Consider the following 23,506-nt stretch of genomic DNA (forward strand, 5'->3'; position numbering starts at 1 on the left):
CCTAAAAGTGTTTGGCTTCCAAGTTTTCACAACTGATAAAGAAATCCGACCCACATCTGCGGAATGTGGGATTTAATTGACGATCCTAACTATTCTTCGTGAGTGGGGGCTGGTTTTTGAGATGATTGTTTTTAGACGGAACTTCCCCCGCACGCGGGGGAAGTTCCGCTTAAATATTCAGTCCTGGACGCATCAAAATCAAAGAAATCGGTTTTTTTGGGGTGTTTGGGTCGGTAATGAGGATGGTCGGAAAAACCCCGGTTTCTGGCTCGCAGAAAATCTAATAAACCGGGTTTTTTTTGGTATTTGGGTCGGTAATGAGTATGGTCGGAAAAACCAGGTTTCTGGCTCGCCAAATTACTTTTTAGTTACCAAAACCCAATCGTCTGCTGTTTTCACAATCTCAGCATTCTGCAAACCTAAATGTTTGAGAACTGGTTTTTCTAACAGAAAATAAGGTTGAGGAAGAGTTTGCCATTTCTGTTTGAGTGTCGGCGCGTCGGCGACAATAACTTGGCGGTTGCTGTAGAAATTCAGCGAGGGGCGCGGTAAACGGTGAGAGGTAAAAACCTCTTGACCGACCGGAGTTCCTGTGCGGACAATTTCGGCGATCGGCTTAACTGGATAATCCTCTGCCAGTTCCCAAACCCAGTTATCCGAAGCGACCAATACCAACAGCGTCAGGTAAGTTCCCCAAATTAAAACTAATATAAACTGCCGGTCTTTGCGGTGCAGCAAGACGGCAGCCATTGTCATTGTCAAAGCTACAAACATCAGCATTAACTGCAAATCTCGCTCGGGGGACCAATTGCGCCCCCCCAGTGGAAATCCTGACCCGAAATACAGGAAACCGGCGACAGCAACTACAGCCAGTATTGCCAAAATCGCGGGATGAGGCAAAAAAGAAATAGCATCAAAATGTTCTTCGACTTCATCTTTGACCGGCTCAGGTGGCACCGACAGTTGCTCCCAAACTTCAGCGAGATAACTGCCAACGGCTAGAGCAAAAGCTGGATAAACTGGCAAAACATACCAAGGCAATTTAGTATTCATCACAGAAATAGCCAGCAGATATACTCCAGTCCAAACCAACACTAATTTTGGCCCGGGAAAATTGCGATTTTCCCAACTAAAATACAGCCCTTGCAGATAAAATAACTGCCACGGCCAAGCTGATTCTAAAATTTCTAAAAGATAATACCAGGGCGGGCCTTTGTGATTGCCCACAGGTTCCCAAATGCGACGGAAAGATTGGCTAACTAAATTAGCGTTGATAAAATCTTGGCCGTAATGCAGCCACTGGGCAAAATACCAAGCAGCTACGGGGAAAGTTCCGATCGCCAATCCGCCCCAAAGATACCCAGAAGTGAGGAGTCGCGGTGTATCCCAAACCAGGAACAAAAAGCCGATCGCCCCCAGCAGCAGCCCCAACATGACGCCTTTCGTCAGGCAAATGAGTCCGAACCCAATCCCCGCCCCCAAAGCGTAGCGCAAGTCGCGGCGCGATCGTAGCAAACACCACACTGCTGCGAGCAAAAAAAACAAAACTACCCCGTCCAACATCGCCAAACGTCCGTGTCGCACTATCGGTAGCAGCGTCAGATAGACCAGGGCCGAAAAAATGGAGCTCGAACGCTGCGGAAACAACTCCCTCCCAATCGCGTAAAGCAGGGGCACTGAAGCGGCTGTCAGCATCGCCGGTACCAACCTCGCGGTCAATTCGCTGACACCACCGGCGGCAAAACACAGCCCCATCAGCCAGTGTACCAGCGGTGGCTTGTTCAAATAAGGCATTGAGCCGATCGTCGGATACAGCCAATTTAAGTTGCCGCGCCAAATTTCGCGGCTGACCTGCGCTGCAATGCCTTCATCCCAATCCCGCAAAGCCACGCCACCCAGATTCAGCCCGAAAATCAGCACTGCAGCCAACAAAAAAGCCAGCATCCACAGTCTGTCTGTAAAGCTGTCATTCCAGCGATTTTTCGGTTTGCTGCCCAGGGATGGAAAGATTTCTGACATAAGTTAAGAGAGTTTTGAGCGTCCCAAACTGAAGGTAAACTTAGATAGCAGTTATTTGCGACTAGGAAAATACCATGAACTTGCCTGTAATTATAGATATTATCATTGGTTTAGTATTTATCTACCTGACTTTAAGCTTGCTAGCTTCGGAAATTCAGGAACTGATTGCTACTGTTTTGCAGTGGCGGGCGGAACATTTAAAGAAGTCGATCGAAGTCCTGATTTCTGGCGGCAGCGAAGGCGTGAAAGATCCGGTACAATTTCAGCGAGTCGGACAGTTGGCTAATTCGATTTACATCAATCCGATTATCAAGGATTTAAATCAGGGAGCCAAAGGGATTCTAGCAGAGGGCGTCCGCTCTGTTACGCACCGCATGGGGGATTTTTACCGCCTAGTTACTGGCACTAAAAATGTTTTCGGCAATAAATCAAGTGGGCCTTCGTATATTCCAGCAGAGTGTTTTTCTGCTAGCCTTTTGGATACTTTAAAGATTTATAGTCTGATGGGTTCGATCTCTAAAATCAGATTGGAAAGATTTAAAAACTTACAGTTGGCACAAATTAAAGTGATTGTAGAGGGTCTGAATCTGCCGGAGTCTACTCAACCGATTATCGAGCAAGAATTAGGCTGGCTGACTGCGGAGTTTAATCGAGTGGTTGAAGATTATAAAAACGATGTGGTAAGTTTGAACAACAGCTTGGATCGGATGTCGGAAAAGTTAGGATTTTATATTAAGGATTCTCAGGTTTACCTGCCGGAAACAGAGCTAGGAGGTAGAGAATTTCAGAGGCAGATGGCATTTGTCAAGGCTACTTTTGATAGCAAAGTTGAACGCGAGGCGCTGCGCTCGCAACTGCAACCGAGTTTGAGCAATCTGTTAAATACTGTTAGGAAAGTTAGGACAAGTCAGGATACGAGAGCACAAATTAGGGAGGAGCAAGAGGACAGTCCGATTTACCAACAAATTCAAGAAACCTTAGACAATATGCCAGAATCTTTGAAACGCAGCCTTTATATTTTAGCGCAGCGCGCTGAAAAACGCGGCGGAGATACTCAAGAGCAGTTGCAGCGGTTTCAGCAAGAAATTGAAATTTGGTTTGACCAATCGATGCAGCGTGCTTCTGGCGTTTACAAGCGGAATTCCCGAGGGGTAGCGATTTTGCTCGGAACTGCGATCGCCGTCGCTGCTAATGCTGATAGCATTAATATTATTAATCGGTTGTCTAAGGATTCGATGCTGCGATCGAATGTTAATTTGTACGCTCAGCAGTTGTTGGAAAAAAATGCTAAGGCTAAATTAGATAATTTAACAAGTCTGAGAAAAGTTCAAAATGATGTAGATATAGCTTTGGATAATGTAGCTTTGCCTGTTGGATGGAGCGAACCGAACAGGTTAAAAATAGATGCGCGGGGCAATTTATTGTTGCCGGCTTTGATGGCAAAATTGTTTGGTTGGATATTGAGCGGCGTAGCTATTTCTATGGGGTCTGGTTTTTGGTTCGATGCGCTCAACAAAGTTATTAATATTCGCAATGCAGGGAAGAAACCGCCATCTTCCACAGAATCTTGATCTGTGCTGTTTCCCCGCCAATCAACTAACTGTCATACCATTTTAGATTTTATATTTTAGATTAAAGAATTGGCAGTGACTGATAAATATCTAGGTTTGAAGCACTCGCCTAAAGTTGGATGCTTTTTTTAAAGTGGTGTCACGGATAGGATATAGGATGGCTCGGTAATTGCGGGTGTGTCGGTAGTAGGGGAAAACACGCAGAATATAAATTCCGTGCGATCGCGGATGGCAGTGCAGCCAAAATAGGCCAAACTGATAGGTAGGTTAAATAAGAATTAGCGAAATAAACAAGGTCAACGGCAGTTTCTGAGGATCTGACTCCAGGGGTATATCTACCGCTAAACACCTTTTTGGAGGACAGAATATGTTCACTTCTATGACGCTAACCAATTCCGCCTCGGAATACCGCAATCCCCCATCCAAAAACTTTGTATTCAATGACCAAGAATTTCTTGATGGTACCCGCCACGTGATTTATCCGTGGAATCAATCCAAAATCTCAAATCTAAAATCCTCAAGCCCCCGAATTTGTCTCGCGCAAGTCAATCCAAAATCCAAAATCTCAAATCTAAAATCGAATGACTCCAGTCTCCATGAGAGTGGATATTTTGTCTCGGAGATTTTGGCTGGTGAAGAAGTAATTTTACTCCACTCCAATTCTCAAGGCATCCAGCAAATTACCTCGGCACTTCAAACATATGCCTCTATCCTGAGAGAGATTGACAAAGTTCGCACAATTTCTAACAGTAGCTCGGGCAAACGGCAATTAGGCTCTGTTATCCTCAGTTCAGATTATCTCGAACCATACAAAAGTCAATTGCCACAATGGCACAGTTCCCTAAGTAAAAAAAGCGGACTTGGTTCGTGTTATGCCGATCGAAATAGTGACACACTCGGCCACGGCGGCAGGCGCGATCGACTGTTTGCTAATTAAGGAGACCGATCCAATTGAGAGTGTATAGCGTGCTGAGGGAGACTGGTCTGAATCCAATTGTAATGAGGGGACGCAGGCGCGATCCAAATCAACGATTTGATTTGACTCAATCTGCAATCAGATCGACTACCGCTGAAGAATTCTAATCACGTTTGTAGTGACGGTAGCCGCCCTCAAAGTGCCTGCGCCAGCCCACAAAAAACGCGATCGCCAGCGATTAATCCCCTGTTAATATCAGACAGTTTTGAGTCTTAGTAAATGCAACCAAACCCACTGGGTATCAGTATTTTTGTATGTGAAAAATCTAGGATTTTCCAGCATATATAATTATTCTAAATGTACATAATTCTGTTTTCTATTGGAGGAAAGATAGGTATGGATACCGCAGTAAAGTGTGTATATACGTAAAATATCACATTCAAATGAAAACGACTAAATATAATTTAAAATCGTTACTCATGGGGGGAATTACCTCCTGGATATCCTAATTTAAAATTAGGGCTGCATTTAGCCAAATAAAACTGAAAAACTGCGGACTTTAAAAGCAGGATTTATGAGAATATTTCCGGTAATTTTTGTGCTTTATTCCCCAGCGGTAGCCATCAAAAAAATCCGTATCTACCAGGGACAACAGGTAAATCAGGATAAAAATAACATTAAAAAAATATTTTTTTAATGTTGCAATTTTTGCAAATAGGGTGGTAAGATATAATCAAATAAGCCTGATGAGATTACTCCGGGGTGTATCTACCAATCATGCCCTTAATGGAGTATCCAATATGACTTCTACGTTCGCTCAAGTTAACTCACAATCTTCTTTTGAAAAATTGCCACTGCGCTCCTTAGTCTTCATTGACTCCGGCGTGGAAGATTACGAGTCAATTGCAGCGGGAGTGCTGCCGGGACAGCAGGTAGTAATACTCGATAGCGCCAAAAACGGCATCGAACAAATCACCTCTGAAATTGAAAAATACGCTTCTACTAACGGGGCGATAGACTCGGTTCACATTATTTCTCACGGCAATTCTGGCAGCCTACAACTCGGCAATACTGCTCTGGGTTCAGATAACATAGAGCAATACAAAAGCCAGTTAGAAAAGTGGCAAACTTCACTAGCCCCACAAGCAGATATCATGCTGTACGGCTGCGATGTAGCCTCCGGTACAGGTGTTAATTTCGTCGATCGCTTCAGTCAATTAACCGGGGCTGACGTTGCCGCCTCCACCAACATAACCGGCAGCGACGGCGACTGGAATTTAGAATTTGCCTCTGGCCAAATTGAATCTCCCTTAGCCTTGCAAGCCGAGGCTATGGCAAGTTACCAAGGTAATTTAGCTACTATCGTAGTAGCCAACAATAGCGATAGCGGCCCCGGTTCATTAAGGGCTGCGATCGCCAGCGCTGTTGCCGGCGATACAATTACCTTCGCTCCCGGTTTAGCCAGCCAAACTATTACCCTCACCAGCGGCCAACTCGATATTCCCGCTGGCAAAAATATCACCATTGACGGTGCGGCCGCACCCGGTTTAACCATCAGTGGCAACAACGCATCCCGCGCCTTTTTTGTCAATGCCAACGTTGATATCGCCACCAGCTTTGCCGTCAAAAACCTCATTATTATCAACGGCAAAACGGCTGATAACGGGGGTGCGATCGGTACAACTGACGAAGTAGCGATGACCGTAGAAAACGTTCAGTTTACCAACAACGTTGCTGATAAAGGTGGCGGTGCAATCTTCAGCGGCTGGAACAACACCCTGACCGTTACCAACAGTAAATTCACCGGAAATAAAGCCACCGCAACCAACGATGAACGCGGCGCTGGCGGTATTGCTTTTGCAAGTAATAAAAACCTCACCGTTGTTAACAGCGATTTTACCAACAACTTAGGAATTAACGGCGGCGCCATTAATAGCCTCAACGGCAAGTTAAAAGTTGAAAACTCGCGATTTATCGGCAACGACACCACCGCAGCCGTTTTCGCTCCAGACGATCCCAACGGCAATTCTTTTTTAAGGGGTTTCGGCGGCGCAATTTACACAGACAGAGCTAGTTCTACTGACGAGCCTTCCGGCACAATTAGCATTACCAAAAGCGTATTTCAAGACAACAAAGGCCGGGGCGAAGGCGGAGCAGCTTACCTGTTCACCGGCGCTCAAGACAGCGTAACTATTGCAGATAGCACTTTCCAAAACAACGAAATTCTGGCGCTACCCAACGGTGGAAATGCTGGAAACGGTGGTGGGGTAACGATTTTGAGCGACAGCACCAACCAGGGATTGACCCTTACCAACACCACCTTTGCGGGCAACAAAGCCGGCAATCAAGGTGGCGGCCTGTGGATGCGAAATGCCCCTACTACGATTACTAACAGTACGTTTTCTGGCAACTCAGTTCCTACTACTGTGCCTGATGGCTACGACAAACTCGGCGGTGCAATGACTCTTGGTGCACCCACAACTATTGTTAACACGACGATCGCCGATAATTACGCCGGCTGGGTTGGTGGAGGTATCTTCGCCGATGCCAATAATGTCACCCTCAAAAACACGATTTTTTCCAACAATACAGCGGGCAACGGAGGAAACCCTTGGGGAATTAACCAACACACCACGGACCAATACACCGATCGAGGAGGGAATTTTCAGTGGCCGGTGATTAACACCGATACCAAGGTGACGGCAAGTGTGACGATCGCAGACCCCTTACTCGGCCCTTTGCAAAACATCAACGGCGCTTTAGTCAGGCCCCTGCTGACAGGAAGTCCGGCAATTGATGCAGGGATTGACACCGGTGCACCCGCTACGGATCAGCGCGGCGGGACTCGCCCTCAAGATGGCGACAGCATTCCAGGTGCGATCGCCGACAGCGGATCTTTTGAATTGGGAGGTACTGTCGTCCCGACGCCGACTCCGACGCCCGCGCCGACACCAACTCCGACACCCGCGCCGACACCAACTCCAACTCCGACGGAGACTCCGACTCCGACGCCTGCGCCGACACCAACACCCGCGCCAACTCCGACTGAGACTCCGACTCCGACTCCGGCGCCGACTCCGACTCCGGCGCCGACTCCGACTCCAACGCCCGCGCCGACACCGACTCCAACTCCGGCGCCGACACCGACTCCGACGCCCGCGCCAACTCCGACTCCAACGCCTGCGCCGACACCAACTCCAACACCTGCGCCGACTCCGACTCCAACGCCCGCGCCGACACCAACTCCGACGCCCGCGCCAACTCCGACTCCGACGCCCGCGCCGACACCAACTCCAACGCCTGCGCCGACACCAACTCCAACTCCGGCCTCGGATGCTGGCCTGCTGGATGACATCAACGCCCCGCAACTCGACCCTGCTGCCATCACGCCCAACCCCGTCCAACAAACTCTCAACGGCGGTGAAGGTCCCGATTTCATCATGGGCGGCGGCATCAACGAGTCAATTAACGGACTTGCCGGTAACGACACTCTTTACGGCATGGGCGACAATGACAACATTGACGGCGGTGACGATAACGATTCACTCTTCGGCAATGAAGGCAGCGATTTCATCTCTGGTGGCGCTGGCAACGATACCATCTACGGCGGCAAAGATCATGACACTGTGGTTGGCGCTGATGGCAGCGATTTGGTCAGGGGAGATCTCGGCAATGATACAGTGGCCGGCGGCCTTGGCAGCGACACCATTTTTGGCGGCAAAGATGACGATATCTTGTTGGGCGAAGATGGGGACGACTACATTTTAGGCAACTTAGGAAATGACACAATTAATGCTGGAAATGGCAACGATACAGTGTTTGGCAATGAAGGTGCAGACCTAATTTTCGGCTTATTGGGAAATGACACGCTTTACGGTGGCAAAGAAAACGACAGTCTCGATGGCGGTGAGGGCAACGACTTGCTGTTGGGCGGCAATGAAAACGACGTGCTCTGCGGCGACATCGGCAACGATACCATGTACGGTGGCAAAGGCAACGATATTTTCAGCGGTGGCAGCGGTGCTGATTTCCTCAGTGGCGATGTTGGGGACGATACTTTGACTGGAGGTTCGGGAAATGATGTGTTTTTCCTCAATCAAAGTTTGGGTAGCGACATCATTACTGATTTCCGTAAGGGAGAGGATTTAATTGGGTTGAATCCTGATTTGAGTTTCAATCAACTCAGTATTACTTCCAGCAACAATCAGACTTTGATTAGCGTGACTGGCACCAATCAATTGTTAGCGAAGCTTAACGGTGCGCCCGGTACTCTCACCGCTAGCGATTTCACTCAGGTAACAATTTAATTGCTGTTTGTGCTGCATTTTTAATTGCAATAAGTTGTGCGCGGGCAGGCTTGCATCCTGCCCCGCCCGATCGAAGCAAAGCATGATTGATAGCAATTTTGGTTAATTTTTAGCAGTCAAAAGTGTTTGTAGTAAGAACTAAAATTCTTAGTGAATATCAGCTTAGACCGAGGACGGAAGTTTTTACGACAAACTTAATTAGGGCCCGCTCGATGATTTTATATAAATAGCGATCGCACTTAATTCGATTGCTGCTGAGGTGTATCTGCCACTAAACAGCAAACATTCTCATAGGGTATGCAAAATGAACTCAACTTTTGCCAGTATTGATTCACAATCTGTTCTCCGCAATTCTCGTCCTAAATCTATTGTTTTCATTGATTCTGATTTAGATGACTATCAAACTATTGCTGACGGCGTGCTTCCCGGTACTGAGACGATCGTTTTAGATAAAAATGGCAACGGAGTAGAGCAAATTACTGCCGAACTGCAAAAAATCGCTGCGGCTGGGGAAAGTGTAGATCAAGTTCACATTTTTTCTCACGGCAATTCTGGCAGCTTGCAGCTAGGTTCTGCGACGTTAAATTCGGATAATTTGCCGCAATATGAAAGCCAGTTGCAAGGGTGGCGAAATGCGCTGAGCGACCAAGCTGATATCGTGCTTTACGGCTGCGATGTGGCTGCGGGTTCTGGGAGCGATTTTGTCGATCGCCTGGGCGAGTTAACCGGGGCTGATATTGCGGCATCTAGCGATCGCACTGGTCGCGGCGGTAACTGGAATTTGGAGTTTGCCAAGGGTGATATTGAAGCACCGCTAGCCTTGACTCCAGAGGCAATGGCGGATTACCCAGGGACTTTAGCGACTGTTACCGTTACTAACAATAATGATAGCGGGCCCGGTTCATTGAGAGATGCGATCGCCTCCGCAGCCGCCGGCGATACTATTCAATTTGCCTCCACTCTTGCCAGTCAAACAATTACTCTCACTTCCGGTCAACTGGTCATCAACAAAAACTTGACAATTGATGCAGTTGGTGCAGCCAATTTAACTCTCAGCGGCAACAATGCTTCGCGGGTTATCCTCACCGAAGGTTCAACCAATGTTACTCTAAAAAACCTGATTGTTGCCAACGGCAAAGTTTCTGGAACCGACCCGGATAATGATGAAACTAGCGCCGGTGGTGGCATTCAAACGGGAGGTAACAGCACTTTAACTTTAGAAAATTGCCAAGTCAATAATAATGCTGCAGGTTTTGGTGGCGGCATTTATACAGGTTTCCGCAGCACTACTACTGTAATTAACAGCAAGTTTAGCGGCAATGACGGTTCGCTAGCGGATGATACCGAACGCGGCGGCGGCGCGATCGCTACGAAAAGCGGGGGTTCTCTGACGATCCGAGATAGCGAATTTACCAACAACAAAGGCAGCTACGGCGGAGCTGTTAATAACCTGTTGGGCAGCATGACGATCGAAAACTCTAAATTCACCGGCAACCGCACAGAAAAAGGCGTTGGTGGGGCAGTTTACGTCGATGGAGCGAGCGAATTAACTAACGATGCGATCGGTGGCAACATCATTATTCGCGGGAGCAGTTTTGACGGGAATATTGGTGCTGGAGAAGCAGGGGGAGCATTTCTGTTTGGCTATTCTCAAGACAAAGTGGTTTTGGAAAATAGCACTTTTATTAACAACAAAGCTGTCAAAAATGCCGATGGTTCAGCAGGATCCGGCGGCGGAGTACGTCACGGCAATGCCGATTTGACAATGACAAACTGCACCTTTGCCAACAACACAGCCGATGATAACGGCGGCGGTATGTGGATTGGAGAAAAGAGCAACGTTAGCATTGTTAACAGTACATTTTCCGGCAACACCGCTGCTAAGCAGGGTGGTGCAATACTTGTCGCCAACAGCGATTCTTTTTCAACTAACATCGTCAACTCGACTTTTGCTAAAAATACCGCTGAATATTCGGGAGGTATTGCTACTTTTAACGATCCTGTGGCATCTCCAATTACTGTCAAGAATTCGATTTTTGATAGCAATACGGCAAGTAATCCTTTTAAAACTAGGCAGCACACAGGACGGGAGCTCATCGATGGGGGAAACAATCTTCAATTTCCCGCTAAACTCACGACGGGCGATCCTAATGATAGTAATGTTACGGCAAATGTGACGATCGCAGACCCCTTACTCGGCCCTTTACAAAATATTAACAGCGCTTTCGTGCTGCCGCTGCTAGCAGGAAGTCCTGCCATTGATACCGGTACTGGTGCGGGCGCGCCGGCTGCCGATCAGCGCGGTGTGACTCGCCCTCAAGATGGTGATAGCAACGGAAGTGCGATCGTTGATATCGGCGCTTTTGAATTCACTACAATCACGCCGACTCCGACTCCCACACCGACTCCCACACCGACTCCCACACCGACTCCCACACCGACTCCCACACCGACTCCCACACCGACTCCCACACCGACTCCAACTCCAACGCCTGCGCCGACTCCAACTCCAACTCCAACACCGATTGCAGATGATTGCTTATTCGATGCAGTCAGCGCCCCGGAATTAAACTCTGCCACCATCACCCCCAACCCCGTCCAACAAACCCTCAACGGCGGTGAAGATACCGATTTCATCATGGGCGGCGGCATCAACGAATCGATTAACGGACTTGCCGGTAACGACATTCTTTACGGCATGGGCGGCAATGACAACATTGACGGCGGTGCCGATAACGACTCGCTTTTCGGCAATGAAGGCAGCGATTTCATCTCTGGTGGCGCTGGCAACGATACCATCTACGGCGGCAAAGATAATGACACTGTTGTGGGCGCTGATGGCAGCGATTTTGTCAGGGGAGATCTCGGCAATGATACAGTTGCCGGCGGCCTTGGCAGCGACACGATTTTTGGCGGCAAAGATGACGATATCTTGTTAGGTGAAGATGGCGACGACTACATTTTAGGCAACTTAGGAAATGACACAATTAATGCTGGAAACGGCAACGATACAGTGTTTGGCAATGAAGGTGCAGACCTAATTTTCGGCTTGTTGGGAAATGACACGCTTTACGGGGGCAAAGAAAACGACAGTCTCGATGGCGGTGAGGGCAACGACTTGCTCTTCGGCGGCAATGAAAACGATGTGCTCTGCGGCGACATCGGTAACGATACCATGTACGGCGGAAAAGGCAACGATATTTTCAGCGGCGGTAGCGGTGCTGATTTCCTCAGTGGCGATGTTGGGGACGATACTTTGACAGGCGGTTCAGGAAATGATGTATTTTTCCTAAATCAAAGTTTGGGTAGCGACATCATTACTGATTTCCGTAAGGGAGAGGATTTAATTGGGTTGAATCCTGATTTGAGTTTCAATCAACTCAGTATTACTTCTAGCAACAATCAAACTTTGATTAGCGTGACGGCTAGCAATCAAGTGCTGGCGAAGCTTAACAATATTACACCCGGTATTCTGACTGCTAGCGATTTTATCACTCAGTAGTTATTATACTAAATCCGGTTTGTCTATACCCTCGATCGTTCTGCGTATCATTCGGCGGTTGAAACCACTACTAAACAAACGAATTCCGCCTCCGCAGACTGAGAGATAAAGGAAGTAGTTAAGCCGGATTTAGTATTATAGCATATTTCAACAAAAAGTAGCCAAGTATGATAAATATCATCTAATCTTCTGATGCTCTAGCCACACATATTAATCTATAATTCCTAATAAAGCGGACTTGATATTATTCCATTTTAATACGATCGCACAGATGTCTGTCCTCCTCTTTAACATCGGCATTTGTTTGCAGATAATCCCGGACGCGATCGCAACCATAACCCAACAAATTGAGATTCAACACTCGCTCCACATTCCACAGAATCAGCGTGTTATCCTCACTGACGGAAGCCACAAACTTTCCGTCAGAACTGTAAGCCAATCCCCTAATCGCCGCCGTGTGACCTCTAAGCGTTGTTAGTTGCGTACCGTCCAGTTTCCACAACTTCACCGTGTTGTCTACACTGCCAGAAGCAATAATTTGACCGTCAGGACTAAACGCCACTCCCCACACCGCTGCTGCGTGACCTACAAGCGTTCTCAATAACTTACCGTCAACAGTCCAAAGCTTAACGGTATTGTCTCCACTGCCAGAAGCAATGATATTACCTTGACGGTTAAAACCAACTCTCCAAACTGCCGCAGCGTGACCTCGAAAGGTTCTCACTAACTTACCGTCAAGCTGCCATAACTTCACAGTCCCGTCTCCTGCTGCGGAGGCAACTAACTGCCCGTCTGGGCTAAATGCTAAGTGCCAAACAGGAGTATTATGTCCTGTCAGGGTATGCAGTAACGTTCCATTGCGCCGCCAAAGCTTGACCGTGTTATCTTGACTTGAAGAAGCCAGGATTTGACCGTCAGGACTAAACGCTACTGCAACAACCACAGCTTTATGACCTGTTAAAGTTGCACTCGAATTGCCGTTTCGCTGCCACACATTCACCTTATGGTCGTCTCTGCCAGCAGCAATTAACTGGCGGTCGCGATTTATAGCAACCCCATAAATTGCTGCATTCTCTCCGGTGAAAGTCGCCAGCAATTTGCCTTGGCGACTCCAAAGTTTAGTTGTGCCGTCCTCGCTGCCTGTAGCAATTGTAGAGCTATCAGCACTGAGAGCGATCGCCCAAATTCCGGCTTTATGTGCAGTAATAGTTGTCTGCAATGGATTTTGACTTTCCCACAGTCTGACGGTGTTTTCTCCGCCTGCCGACGCAATAAAGCTGCCGTCAGGACTCCAATTAACCCCCCAAATTGCAGCGCTGTGACCTCTGAAGGTCGTCAATTCTGTTCCGTCAACGTTCCAAAGTTTTACGGTTTTATCCCGACTGGCAGAGGCGATGGTTTGACCGTCCGGGCTGAAAGCAAGGGCCGATACCACAGCCGTATGACCTTCGAGCGTTCTCAGCAAAGTGCCGTCACGCTTCCAAAGTTTTACCGTTTTATCTCCACTTGCCGACGCAATTATCTTACTGTCGGGACTAAACGCCACTGAACACAAGACAGAAATATGACCTTCGAGAGTTCTCAGAAAAGTGCCGTCACGCTTCCAGAGTTTTACCGTTTTGTCTCCACTTGCCGACGCAATTGTTTCACCGTCGGGACTAAAAACTACTGACCCTACCCCAGCAGTATGACCCTGAAGCGTTTTCAACAAAGTGCCGTCTTGGTTCCAGAGTTTTACGGTGTTGTCACCGCTGGCAGAGGCAATTGTTTCACCGTCGGGACTAAAAGCCACTCCCCACACGCTAGCACTGTGACCCTGAAAAGTTTTCAACAAAGTGCCGTCCAACCTCCAAACTTTCACGGTGTTATCGTCACTTCCAGAAGCAATGAGTTGACCGTTCGGGCTAAATTTGACTGTTTTGATGCTCGCCTGATGACCTTTGAGCGTTGCGATTTCCCTTCCGTCCCGCCGCCAAAGTTTAACAGTTTTATCTACACTTGCGGAGGCAATCAGCTTACTGTCAGGACTGATATCGACTGCCATAACAGCCGCTTTATGCCCAGAAAAACGGTTGGATTCATCTGCTTGATAAACGGCTTGTCGCAGTACATTTTCAACTTCGCGATCGATACTGGCATCTGCCGATTTTAATCTTTGTAATTTTCGTTTAGCTTTGATAGCTTCTATCAGTGCGTCTAATCTCCGGTTTGAGGCAAACAATCCCTCAGAAGAAGATGCCAGCGCTCTAATTTCACTAATCCTTGCTTGACGTTCGTTTTCTGCTGCTCGGCGATACTCAAAATAAGTTGTCACTCCTAAAATGCAGGCAAACAGCAATGCACCACTCACAGCAAATAGCAAAATTCGTTGTCGTTTGGCAGCTTTTTTTTCTTGTGCGAGCCGTATTTGTTCTTGTCTAAGTCGCACTTCTACCTCTTTTGTCCGTTCTGCTTCTAAAACGAGTTGGATTTCTTGGCGATCGAGGTCTTGGCTGGCAGCGATAAATTGATAATCCAAGTCGCTCAAACTTTTTCCTTGGGCCCAAAATTGAGCGTCTTTCAGCGCTTGACCGCGCAACAGCCGCGATTCATCCTGTTGTTTAGAAGCAATCCAAGCATCGAAGGCTTGGGAGTAAGGGCGCAGTTTCCCTAATTGTTTCTCTACCCATTCGAGGTTAAATACTTCTCGATAAATTCGGTTTTTTACCTGCAAATAACCCGGCTGTTTGACGACTAATCCCGATAGCAAGAGCTCGATTTGTTCTCGGCTGTCATCTGTTGCCACTTTTACGCCTTGTAAGATTTGCTGATAAATGCCTAGCAATCTAGCTGCGCGTTGTTCGTTGCGAAGAAGGCGATCGCGTATCGTTTTCAAATGCTCTGGTTCGTCTTGCGATTCCCAGTTCTCGATAAGTTGCGCTCTGACCACATATTCGACAAAAAATCCTTCAGTTATCGGTGGTATTGTTAAATCAACGCCGTGGGATTCTTTAGCAGTTCTTACCACCAATTCACATATTTTTTGGATCATAAATGGCTGTCCTCCAGTCCAAGCTAATATTTCTTTTATAACTGCTGGTGGATGGGGTATTATATTTTCTAATCCTAAAGCTAATGGTTGTGCTTCCTCAAAAGAAAAACCCTGCAAATCGATTGCTCGTCCGATATTAAAAGGAGTCCGATTTTTATCTACTATTAAATCGCTGGGCGTCGCTACTCCGAAAATGGCGAAGGTAATTCGATTGTATTCTGGATTGATGGCTCTTTGGTTGTAACAATACCGAATCAAGGCAAAAAAATCATCTACTGGAAAATCTAAACTTAAAATGCTATCAATTTCATCAACAAATATAATAATTCTGTATTCTGGAAATTGGGCTAACAAGATGTCTTCGATGAAATGGCTCAATCTTTGGAGGAGAGAAACTTCTTCTTCTTCTTTCCACCAACTTTTAAAATTAACTTGTCCTAAAAGATTGAAGCCGCGCCACAGTTCCCCAATCATGCCTTTATACCATTGTAGGGGAGTGATATTTTCGCTGCCGATGCGGGTCATGTCGATCGTACTGCATTGAAATCCTTCAGCTTGCAATTGGTGCAAGGTGCGGACTAATAGAGAAGATTTGCCCATTTGCCGCGAGTTGAGGACGTAACAAAATTCGCCTGCTTTTAAGGATTTATAGAGTTCGGAATCGGCTTCTCTTACTAAATAGGTAGGCGCATTATTGGCGAGACTGCCGCCGATTTGATATTGGTAATTGTTCATGGTTTTGAGTTCATGGTTTTTGAGACTTTAACGATCGCCCACTCGATCGCACAAATGTCTATCCTCCTCCTTCACATCGGCATTAGTTCGCAAATAATCCCGCACGCGATCGCAAGCATAAGCGAGTTCATCTAGTTTGAGAAGGCGCTCCAAATCCCATAAAATCACAGTACGATCGTCCCCAACAGAAGCAATTTGTTTGCCATCGGGGCTAAACGCCACCGCCCAAACATTTCCCTCATGTCCGGTGAGCGTCGTTATTTCTGTCCCGTCAATTTTCCAGAGTTTGACTGCGCCAGATGCGCCTCCCACCACCAGCATTTGACCGTCAGGACTGAAATCAACCGCCATCATGCCTCTAGTATTTCCCTTAAGGGTTTTGAGCAACGCGCCATCGATCGTCCAGAGTTTAATCGTGTCATCCATGCTCGCACTTGCCAAAGTCCGACCGTCTGGACTGACAGCCACTTCCCAAATTCCACTGCGATGACCTTTCAAAGTCTTGTTCAAGCGACCGTCAAGGCTCCACAACCGAACTGTGCCATCTCCACTGACGGAAACGAGCTTCTTTCCGTCGGGGGTAAAGTCCACATCGTAAACCCTAGCCTCATGACCTTTGAAAGTTCGTAGGGGCGGTGCCCCCGTGTCCGCCCTGCCGTCCTTGTTCCACAGTTTCACAGTTTTGTCGTCACTTGCAGAAGCCAGTAGCCGACCATCTGGACTGGCGGAGACATCCCAAACGTTCGCCCCATGTCCTGTTATAGTTTTCAGCAGTGTCCCGTCGAACTGCCAGAGTTTAATCGTTTTATCTGTACCTGCGGAAGCGAGTACAGGCGAGATATCATCTTTGGCAAAGTTCGCAGGAGAGACGAAAGCAACGGAGTAAACGGGAGCCTTGTATCCCGCAAAAGACTTCAGCAACGTGCCATCTCGCGCCCACAGTTTGAAGCTGCCATCCGAACTGGCTGAAGCGAGCATCTGACCGTCCCGGCTGAAGTCCACATCCCAAATGACACCGCTGTGTCCGTGCAGGACTTTCGAGAAAGGGTTTGTCGGGTTCCAGAGTCGAACGGTATTGTCGTCGCTGACGGAGACAGCGATTTGAGTGTTGGGAATAAAGATAACGCCGCGAATTCCAGATTGATGCCCTTTGAGGACTTTCAAAAGCGTCCCGTCCGGCTTCCAGAGGTTGATGGTTCCGTCTGCGCTGGCGGAAGCAATGACATCGCCTGTATCGCTGACGGCAATTTCCAACACTTCCGAACTGTGACCCCTGAGAGTAAGTAGGGGCAGTGCCCCCGTGCCTGCCCCTCCGTCGAGTTGCCAGATTTTAACCGTGTTGTCAGCGCTGGCAGAGAGAATAGCGAGACGTTTTGTGCCGTCAGTGTCTGCGAGGAAGGCGAACTTAACGTCCCAAACGGCAGCCGCGTGCCCTTCCAGAGTTCTCACTCCTTTGCCGTCCTTGGTCCAGACCTTGACCGTACCGTCGGTGCTGCTAGAGGCGAGCAGGTTTCCATCCGAACTGAAGGCAAGACCCCAAACCCCACCTTGATGTCCGCTTAGGGTCTCCAGCAGTTTGCCCTTAAAGTCCCACAGGCGAATCGTGCTGTCTTCGCTGGCAGTGGCAATGCGATCGCCGCCCGGACTGACGGCAATGTCCCATATCGCAGCGCTGTGTCCCTGAAAGGTTTTGAGGAGCTTGCCGTCTCGATCCCACAGATAAATGCTGCCGCTGAGACTGGATGTGACCAGGCGCTGGCTGTCGGGACTGAATTTGAGCCCGAAGACAGCAGCCGGGTGTTGCAGGTTGTGCAGCAGCGCACCGTCCCGCTGCCACAGCTTGACTGTTCGGTCGCCGCCGCCGGTGGCGATGAGTTGGGCGTCTGGGCTGACATCAAGGCCCAGAACCACGCTGGAATGCCCCGTCAGGCGATTGAATTCTGCCGTTCCGTAGATGGCCTGTTGCAGCACTTGTCGAACTTGCGATCGCAACTGGGGGTCCGAATTAGGGAGGCCCTCAAGCCTGCGTCTGGCTTTGATGGCAGTGAGGAGGGCGTCTAATCGCTGTTGGGAGGCGAATTGCCCTGTGGAGGAGATGCTGAGGGCTTGAACTTCGCTGGTGGCGGCGCGGTAATATTGCCAGAGGGCAAAAATGGCGGATGCGATCGCAGCTATCAGCAACCCGCTCAACGCTGCAATAAACTTGCGCTGTCGCTGTGCTGTCTTTCTTTCATAAGCTACGCGCTTGCGTTCTTCTACCAGTCGTGCTTCGACTTCTTTTACTCGTTCTGCTTCCAGTGCTTGCTGCATTTCCAACTTGTCTAATTCACCAGAAGCGGCTAAAAACTGATAGTCCAAATCGCTCAAACTTTTACCTTGCGCCCAGGATTGAGCGTCTTTCAGCGCTTGTCCGCGCAACAGTCGCGATTCGTCTTGTTGTTTGGAAGCGATCCAAGCATCAAATAGTTGGGAGTAAGGGCGCAGTTGCCCTAAGTGTTTTTCTACCCATTCGAGATTAAATACTTCTTGATAAATTCTGTTTTTTACCTGCAAATACCCATGTTTTTTTACCACTAAACCCGATAGCAATAGTTCGATTTGATCTCGGCTGTCATCGGTTGGGACGGGCGGGCACGGGGGCATCGCCCCTACGCTTTGTAAAATTTGCTGATAAATACCTAGCAATCTGCCGGCACGTTGTTCGTTGCGAAGGATGCGATCGCGGATTGTCTTTAAATGCTCAGGCTCATCTTGCGATTCCCATTGATTGATGATGTTTTCTCTCACCACCGATTCCACAAAAAATTCCTCGGTTCCCGGTGGTATTTTTAAATCACCCCTGTGGGCTGACCCCGCCATTTTTACTACTAATTCACATAGTTTTTGCGTTAAAAAGGGCTGTCCTCCCGTCCAATCTAAGATTTCTTTGAGAACGGCCTGCGGATTGGCTATGACATTTTCTAACCCTTTCGCTAATGGTGGCGCTTCTTCTAAGCTAAATCCTGACAAATCGATCGCTTGTCCGATATTAAAAGGTGTCCGATTTTTATCGGCGATTAAATCGCTGGGTGTAGCTACTCCGAAAATTGCGAAAGTAATGCGGGTATATTCGGGATTGATAGCTCGTTGATTGTAGCAGAAACGAATCAAGGCGAAAAAATCATCTACCGGAAAATCTAAACTTAAAATACTATCAATCTCATCGACAAATATAAAAATTCGATTTTCCGCAAATCCGGTCAATAAAATATCTTCAATAAATTGACTCAATCTTTGCAGGAGAGAAACTTCTTCTTGTTCTTGCCACCAAGTTTTTAAATTAACTTGTCCTAATAAATTAAAGCTGCGCCACAAATCGCCAACGATTCCTTTGTACCATTGTAAAGGAGTAATGTTTTCGCTGCCGATGCGGGTCATGTCGATCGTGCTGCACTGAAACCCTTCGGCTTGCAGTCGGTGCAGGGTGCGAACGAGAAGGGAAGATTTGCCCATTTGCCGGGAATTGAGAACGTAGCAAAACTCGCCTCGTTTTAAGGCATCATAAAGTTCGATATCTGCTTGTCGTTGGACATAGGTAGGCGCATCAGTTGTGAGACTGCCACCAATTTGGTAAGAGTAATCTTTCATAATTGATATTTAATTGTTTGGGATAATTTAACGATCGCCCACTCGATCGCACAAATGTCTATCTTCCTCCTTCACATCGGCACTTGTTCGCAGATAATCCCGCACGCGATCGCAAGCATAAGCCAGTTCATCTAGTTTGAGAATGCGCTCCACATCCCATAAAATCACAGTACGATCGTCCCCAACAGAAGCAATTTGTTTGCCATCGGGACTAAACGCCACCCCCCAAACGTTCCCTTCATGTCCGGTTAGCGTCGTTATTTCTGTACCGTCAGTTTTCCAAAGTTTGAGTGCGCCAGTTGAGCCTCCCCCCACCAGCATTTGACCGTCAGGACTGAAATCAACTGCCATCATGCCTCTAGTATTTCCCTTGAGGGTTTTGAGCAACGTGCCATCGATCGTCCAGAGTTTAATCGTGTCATCCCTGCTGGCAGTTGCCAAAGTGCGATCGTCGGGACTGATGGCAACTTCCCAAATCGGGCTGCGATGACCCTCTAGAGTCTTGGAAAACCTACCGTCAAGACTCCACAACCGAGCAGTGCTGTCGCTACTAGCTGAAAGCAGCCTCTGTCCGTCAGGGGTAAAGTCCACATCGTAAACCCTAGCCCGATGCCCTGTGAAAGTTCGTAGGGGCGGTGCCCCCGTACCCGCCCTGCCGTCCAGCTTCCACAGTTTCACGGTTTTATCGTTGCTAGCAGAAGCCAGCAGCCGACCGTCTGGACTGACGGAGACATCCCACACTCCCGCCCCATGTCCTGTAATGGTTTTCAGCAGCGTCCCGTCGAACTGCCAGAATTGAATCGTTTTATCTTCACTGGCGGTAGCAAGGATGGGTGTATTAGCAGGATTGGCAAAGCTGGCACCAGAGAGGAAAGCAACGGAGCGAACGGCAGTCTTATTTCCGGCAAAAGACTTCAGCAACGTGCCGTCTCGCGCCCACAGTTTGAAACTGCCATCCGTACTGGCTGAAGCTAGCATCTGACCGTCCGGACTGAAATCCACATCCCAAATCGTGCCGCCATGTCCGTAAAGGACTTTCGAGAAGGGGTTGGTCGGATTCCAAAGTCGGGCGGTATTGTCGTCGCTAGCGGAGACAACCATTTGACTGTTGGGAATAAAGGTAACGCCTCGAATTCCAGATTGATGACCTTTGAGGACTTTTAACAGCGTCCCGTCCGGTTTCCAGAGGTTGATGGTTCCGTCTGCGCTGGCGGAAGCAATGACATCGCCTGCTGTGCTGACGGCGACTTCAAACACTTCCGCACTTTTACCGCTAAGAGTTCGCAGCAGGGTTCCGTCGGGTTGCCAGAGTTTGACATTGTTGTCAGCGCTGGCAGAGATGATGGCGGGACGCTTGGTGCCGCTATTGTCTGCAAGTAAAGCGAACTCAACGTCCCAAACGGTCGCGCTGTGACCTTCCAGGGTTCTCACCAGTTTGCCGTCTAGAGTCCAGACCTTGACCGTATTGTCTGTGCTGCTAGAGGCGAGCAAGTTTCCATCCGGGCTAAAGGCAACACCCCAAACAGCACCTTGATGTCCGCTGAGGGTTTTGAGCAGTTTGCCATCGACACTCCACAGCCGAATGGTGCTGTCTTCGCTGGCAGAGGCGATGCGTTGACCGTCTGGACTCACGGCGATCGCCCAGATCGCAGCGCTGTGTCCCTGAAAGGTTTTGAGCAGCTTGCCTTCCCGACTCCACAGATAAATGTTGCCGTCTACGCTGGATGTTACCAGGCGCTGACTGTCGGGAGTAAAACGGAGGGCGTAGACGCTGCTGATCGTGTGCTCGAGAGTGTGCAGCAAGGTGCCATCCCGTTGCCAAAGCTTGGCTGTTTGGTCGCCGCCTCCAGTGGCGATGAGTTGACTGTCTGGGCTGACATCAACTGCCAGAACCGGGCTGGAATGCCCCAGCAGGCGATTGAATTCTGCCGTCCCGTAGATGGCCTGTTGCAGCACTTGTCCAACTTGCGATCGCAACTGGGGGCCCGAATTCGCGAGAGTGTCGAGCCTGCGTCTGGCTTTGATGGCGCTCGCGAGGGCGTCCAATCGCTGTTGGGAGGCGAATTGTCCGGAGGATGAGGAGGTAAGGGCTTGAATTTCGCTGGTGACGGCGTGATGGTACTGCCAGAGGGCGAGAATGCTGGAGGCGATCGCAACTATCAGCGCTGCACTCAACGCCCCAATAAACCTCCTCTGTCGCTTCGCTGTCTGTCCCTGTAAATCTAACCGCTTGCGTTCCTCTGCCAGTCGCGCTTCGACTTCTTTAACTCGTTCTGCTTCCAGCGCTTGCTGTACTTCCAGCCTGTCTAATTCTTGAGAAGTCGCTAAAAATTGATAATCCAAATCGCTCAAACTTTTTCCCTGAGCCCAGTAGGAAGCGTCTTTGAGGGATTGTCCCCGCAACAGTCGCGATTCATCCTGTTGTTGAGAAGCGATCCAAGCGTTGAAAGCTTGGGAGTAAGGACGCAGTTGCTCTAACTGTTTTTCTACCCATTGTAGGTTAAACACTGCTTGATAAATCGGGTTTCTGACCTTCAACAAACCTTGTTGTTTCACTACCAAACCTGATAGCAGCAGTTCGATCTGCTCTCGACTATCATCCGCTTCAATTTCACCCCCCTGCAACAGTTGTTGATAGATGCCTAAGCTACGTGCAGTGCGTTGTTCGTTCCAAAGCAGGCGATCGCGGATTGTCTTTAAATGCTCTGGCTCGTCTTGCGATTCCCATTTATTGATGATGTTTTCTATCACCACCGATTCTACAAAAAATCCCTCTGTTCCCGGTGGAATTTTTAAACTTTTGCTGCGTGAATTTCCTGCAATTTTTACCACTAATTCACATATTTTTTGAGTTAATAATGGCTGCCCTTCCGTCCAAACTAAGATTTCTTTGAGAACTGCTTGCGGATTAGTTACTACATTTTCTAATCCTGTCGCTAGAGGCTGTGCTTCCGCTAAGTTAAATCCTGGCAAATCGATCGCTCGTCCGAGATTAAAAGGAGTTCTTGTTTTATCGGCAATTAAATCGCTGGGTGTCGCTACTCCGAAAAGTGCAAAGGTAATCCGGTTATATTCGGGATTGATGGCTCTTTGGTTGTAACAATACCGAACCAAAGCGAAAAAGTCATCGACGGGGAAATTTAAACTTAAAATGCTGTCAATTTCATCAACAAATATAAAGATTCGCTGTGTCGAAAATTTAACTAATAAGATATCTTCGATAAATTGACTCAATCTTTGCAGGAGAGAAATTTCTTCTTGTTCTTGCCACCAAGTTTTTAAATTAACTTTTCCTAATAAATTGAAGCTGCGCCATAAATCCGCAACAATTCCTTTGTACCATTGTAAAGGAGTAATGTTTTCGCTGCCGATGCGGGTCATGTCGATCGTGCTGCATTGAAAACCTTCTGCTTGCAGTCGGTGCAGGGTGCGGACTAAGAGAGAAGACTTGCCCATTTGCCGCGAATTTAGGACGTAACAAAATTCGCCAGCTTTTAAGGCTTCATAAAGTTCGGAATCGGCTTGTCGCACTACGTATGTAGGCGCATCACTGGCGAGACTGCCACCAATTTGGTATGTTACCTGGGTCATGCAGTTTATGGGTGGGTTTAAAGGGGAAAGTTTATAAAAAGAGGCAGTCTGAGCGTTAATTTTTGTCACCATTCCTGCTTAATTATCATCCATCCTTAAAATTTACGTTTTCCGAAGAGTTTGTTTAAAAATAATATTATTGACAAAGTAACGACTGGAAGTTATTTTACAATATAGATAGCCTAATGTTGTAAATTTATATTAACA

Annotated in this window: 8 protein-coding genes; 4 read left to right on the forward strand and 4 right to left on the reverse strand. The window is 48.1% G+C overall.

The features are described 5' to 3' along the window. Nucleotides 1-357: 357 nt before the first annotated feature. Entirely contained in the window at nucleotides 358-2,019 is a 1,662-nt protein-coding gene (locus tag QUA99_RS14620; protein ID WP_333237822.1) for a glycosyltransferase family 39 protein, read from the reverse strand. A gap of 74 nt (nucleotides 2,020-2,093) precedes the next feature. On the opposite strand from QUA99_RS14620, the gene QUA99_RS14625 reads away from it, so the two are divergent. The 4 genes from QUA99_RS14625 to QUA99_RS14640 all read left to right on the forward strand — a co-directional run bounded on the left by QUA99_RS14625 (nucleotide 2,094) and on the right by QUA99_RS14640 (nucleotide 12,315). Continuing rightward, the gene (locus QUA99_RS14625; RefSeq protein WP_333237824.1) at nucleotides 2,094-3,590 is read left to right on the forward strand and encodes a hypothetical protein; all 1,497 of its coding nucleotides are present in this window, start codon (nucleotides 2,094-2,096) and stop codon (nucleotides 3,588-3,590) included. Between the two features lie 367 nt (nucleotides 3,591-3,957). Further along, nucleotides 3,958-4,527, forward strand: a complete 570-nt coding sequence (locus QUA99_RS14630) for a DUF4347 domain-containing protein (protein ID WP_333237826.1) — start codon at nucleotides 3,958-3,960, stop codon at nucleotides 4,525-4,527. Nucleotides 4,528-5,306: 779 nt separating this feature from the next. Further along, entirely contained in the window at nucleotides 5,307-8,813 is a 3,507-nt protein-coding gene (locus QUA99_RS14635) for a DUF4347 domain-containing protein (protein WP_333237829.1), read from the forward strand. 304 nt (nucleotides 8,814-9,117) lie between these two features. Then, nucleotides 9,118-12,315: a DUF4347 domain-containing protein gene (locus QUA99_RS14640; RefSeq protein WP_333343354.1), complete on the forward strand. Its 3,198-nt coding sequence runs from the start codon at nucleotides 9,118-9,120 to the stop codon at nucleotides 12,313-12,315. A 244-nt stretch (nucleotides 12,316-12,559) separates the two neighbouring features. On the opposite strand, the gene QUA99_RS14645 is transcribed toward QUA99_RS14640, so the two are convergent. The 3 genes from QUA99_RS14645 to QUA99_RS14655 are packed head-to-tail and all read right to left on the reverse strand — an operon-like array spanning nucleotide 12,560 to nucleotide 23,299. Continuing rightward, nucleotides 12,560-16,081 (reverse strand): WD40 domain-containing protein, encoded by a 3,522-nt coding sequence (locus tag QUA99_RS14645; RefSeq protein ID WP_333237833.1) that lies wholly within the window; start codon nucleotides 16,079-16,081, stop codon nucleotides 12,560-12,562. Between the two features lie 27 nt (nucleotides 16,082-16,108). Continuing rightward, the gene (locus tag QUA99_RS14650) at nucleotides 16,109-19,708 is read right to left on the reverse strand and encodes an AAA-like domain-containing protein (RefSeq protein ID WP_333237835.1); all 3,600 of its coding nucleotides are present in this window, start codon (nucleotides 19,706-19,708) and stop codon (nucleotides 16,109-16,111) included. A 27-nt stretch (nucleotides 19,709-19,735) separates the two neighbouring features. After that, nucleotides 19,736-23,299, reverse strand: coding sequence for an AAA-like domain-containing protein (locus QUA99_RS14655; RefSeq protein ID WP_333237837.1), 3,564 nt, complete (start codon nucleotides 23,297-23,299; stop codon nucleotides 19,736-19,738). Nucleotides 23,300-23,506: the final 207 nt, after the last annotated feature.

Source organism: Microcoleus sp. F10-B2 (assembly GCF_036704965.1).
GTDB lineage: Bacteria > Cyanobacteriota > Cyanobacteriia > Cyanobacteriales > Microcoleaceae > Microcoleus.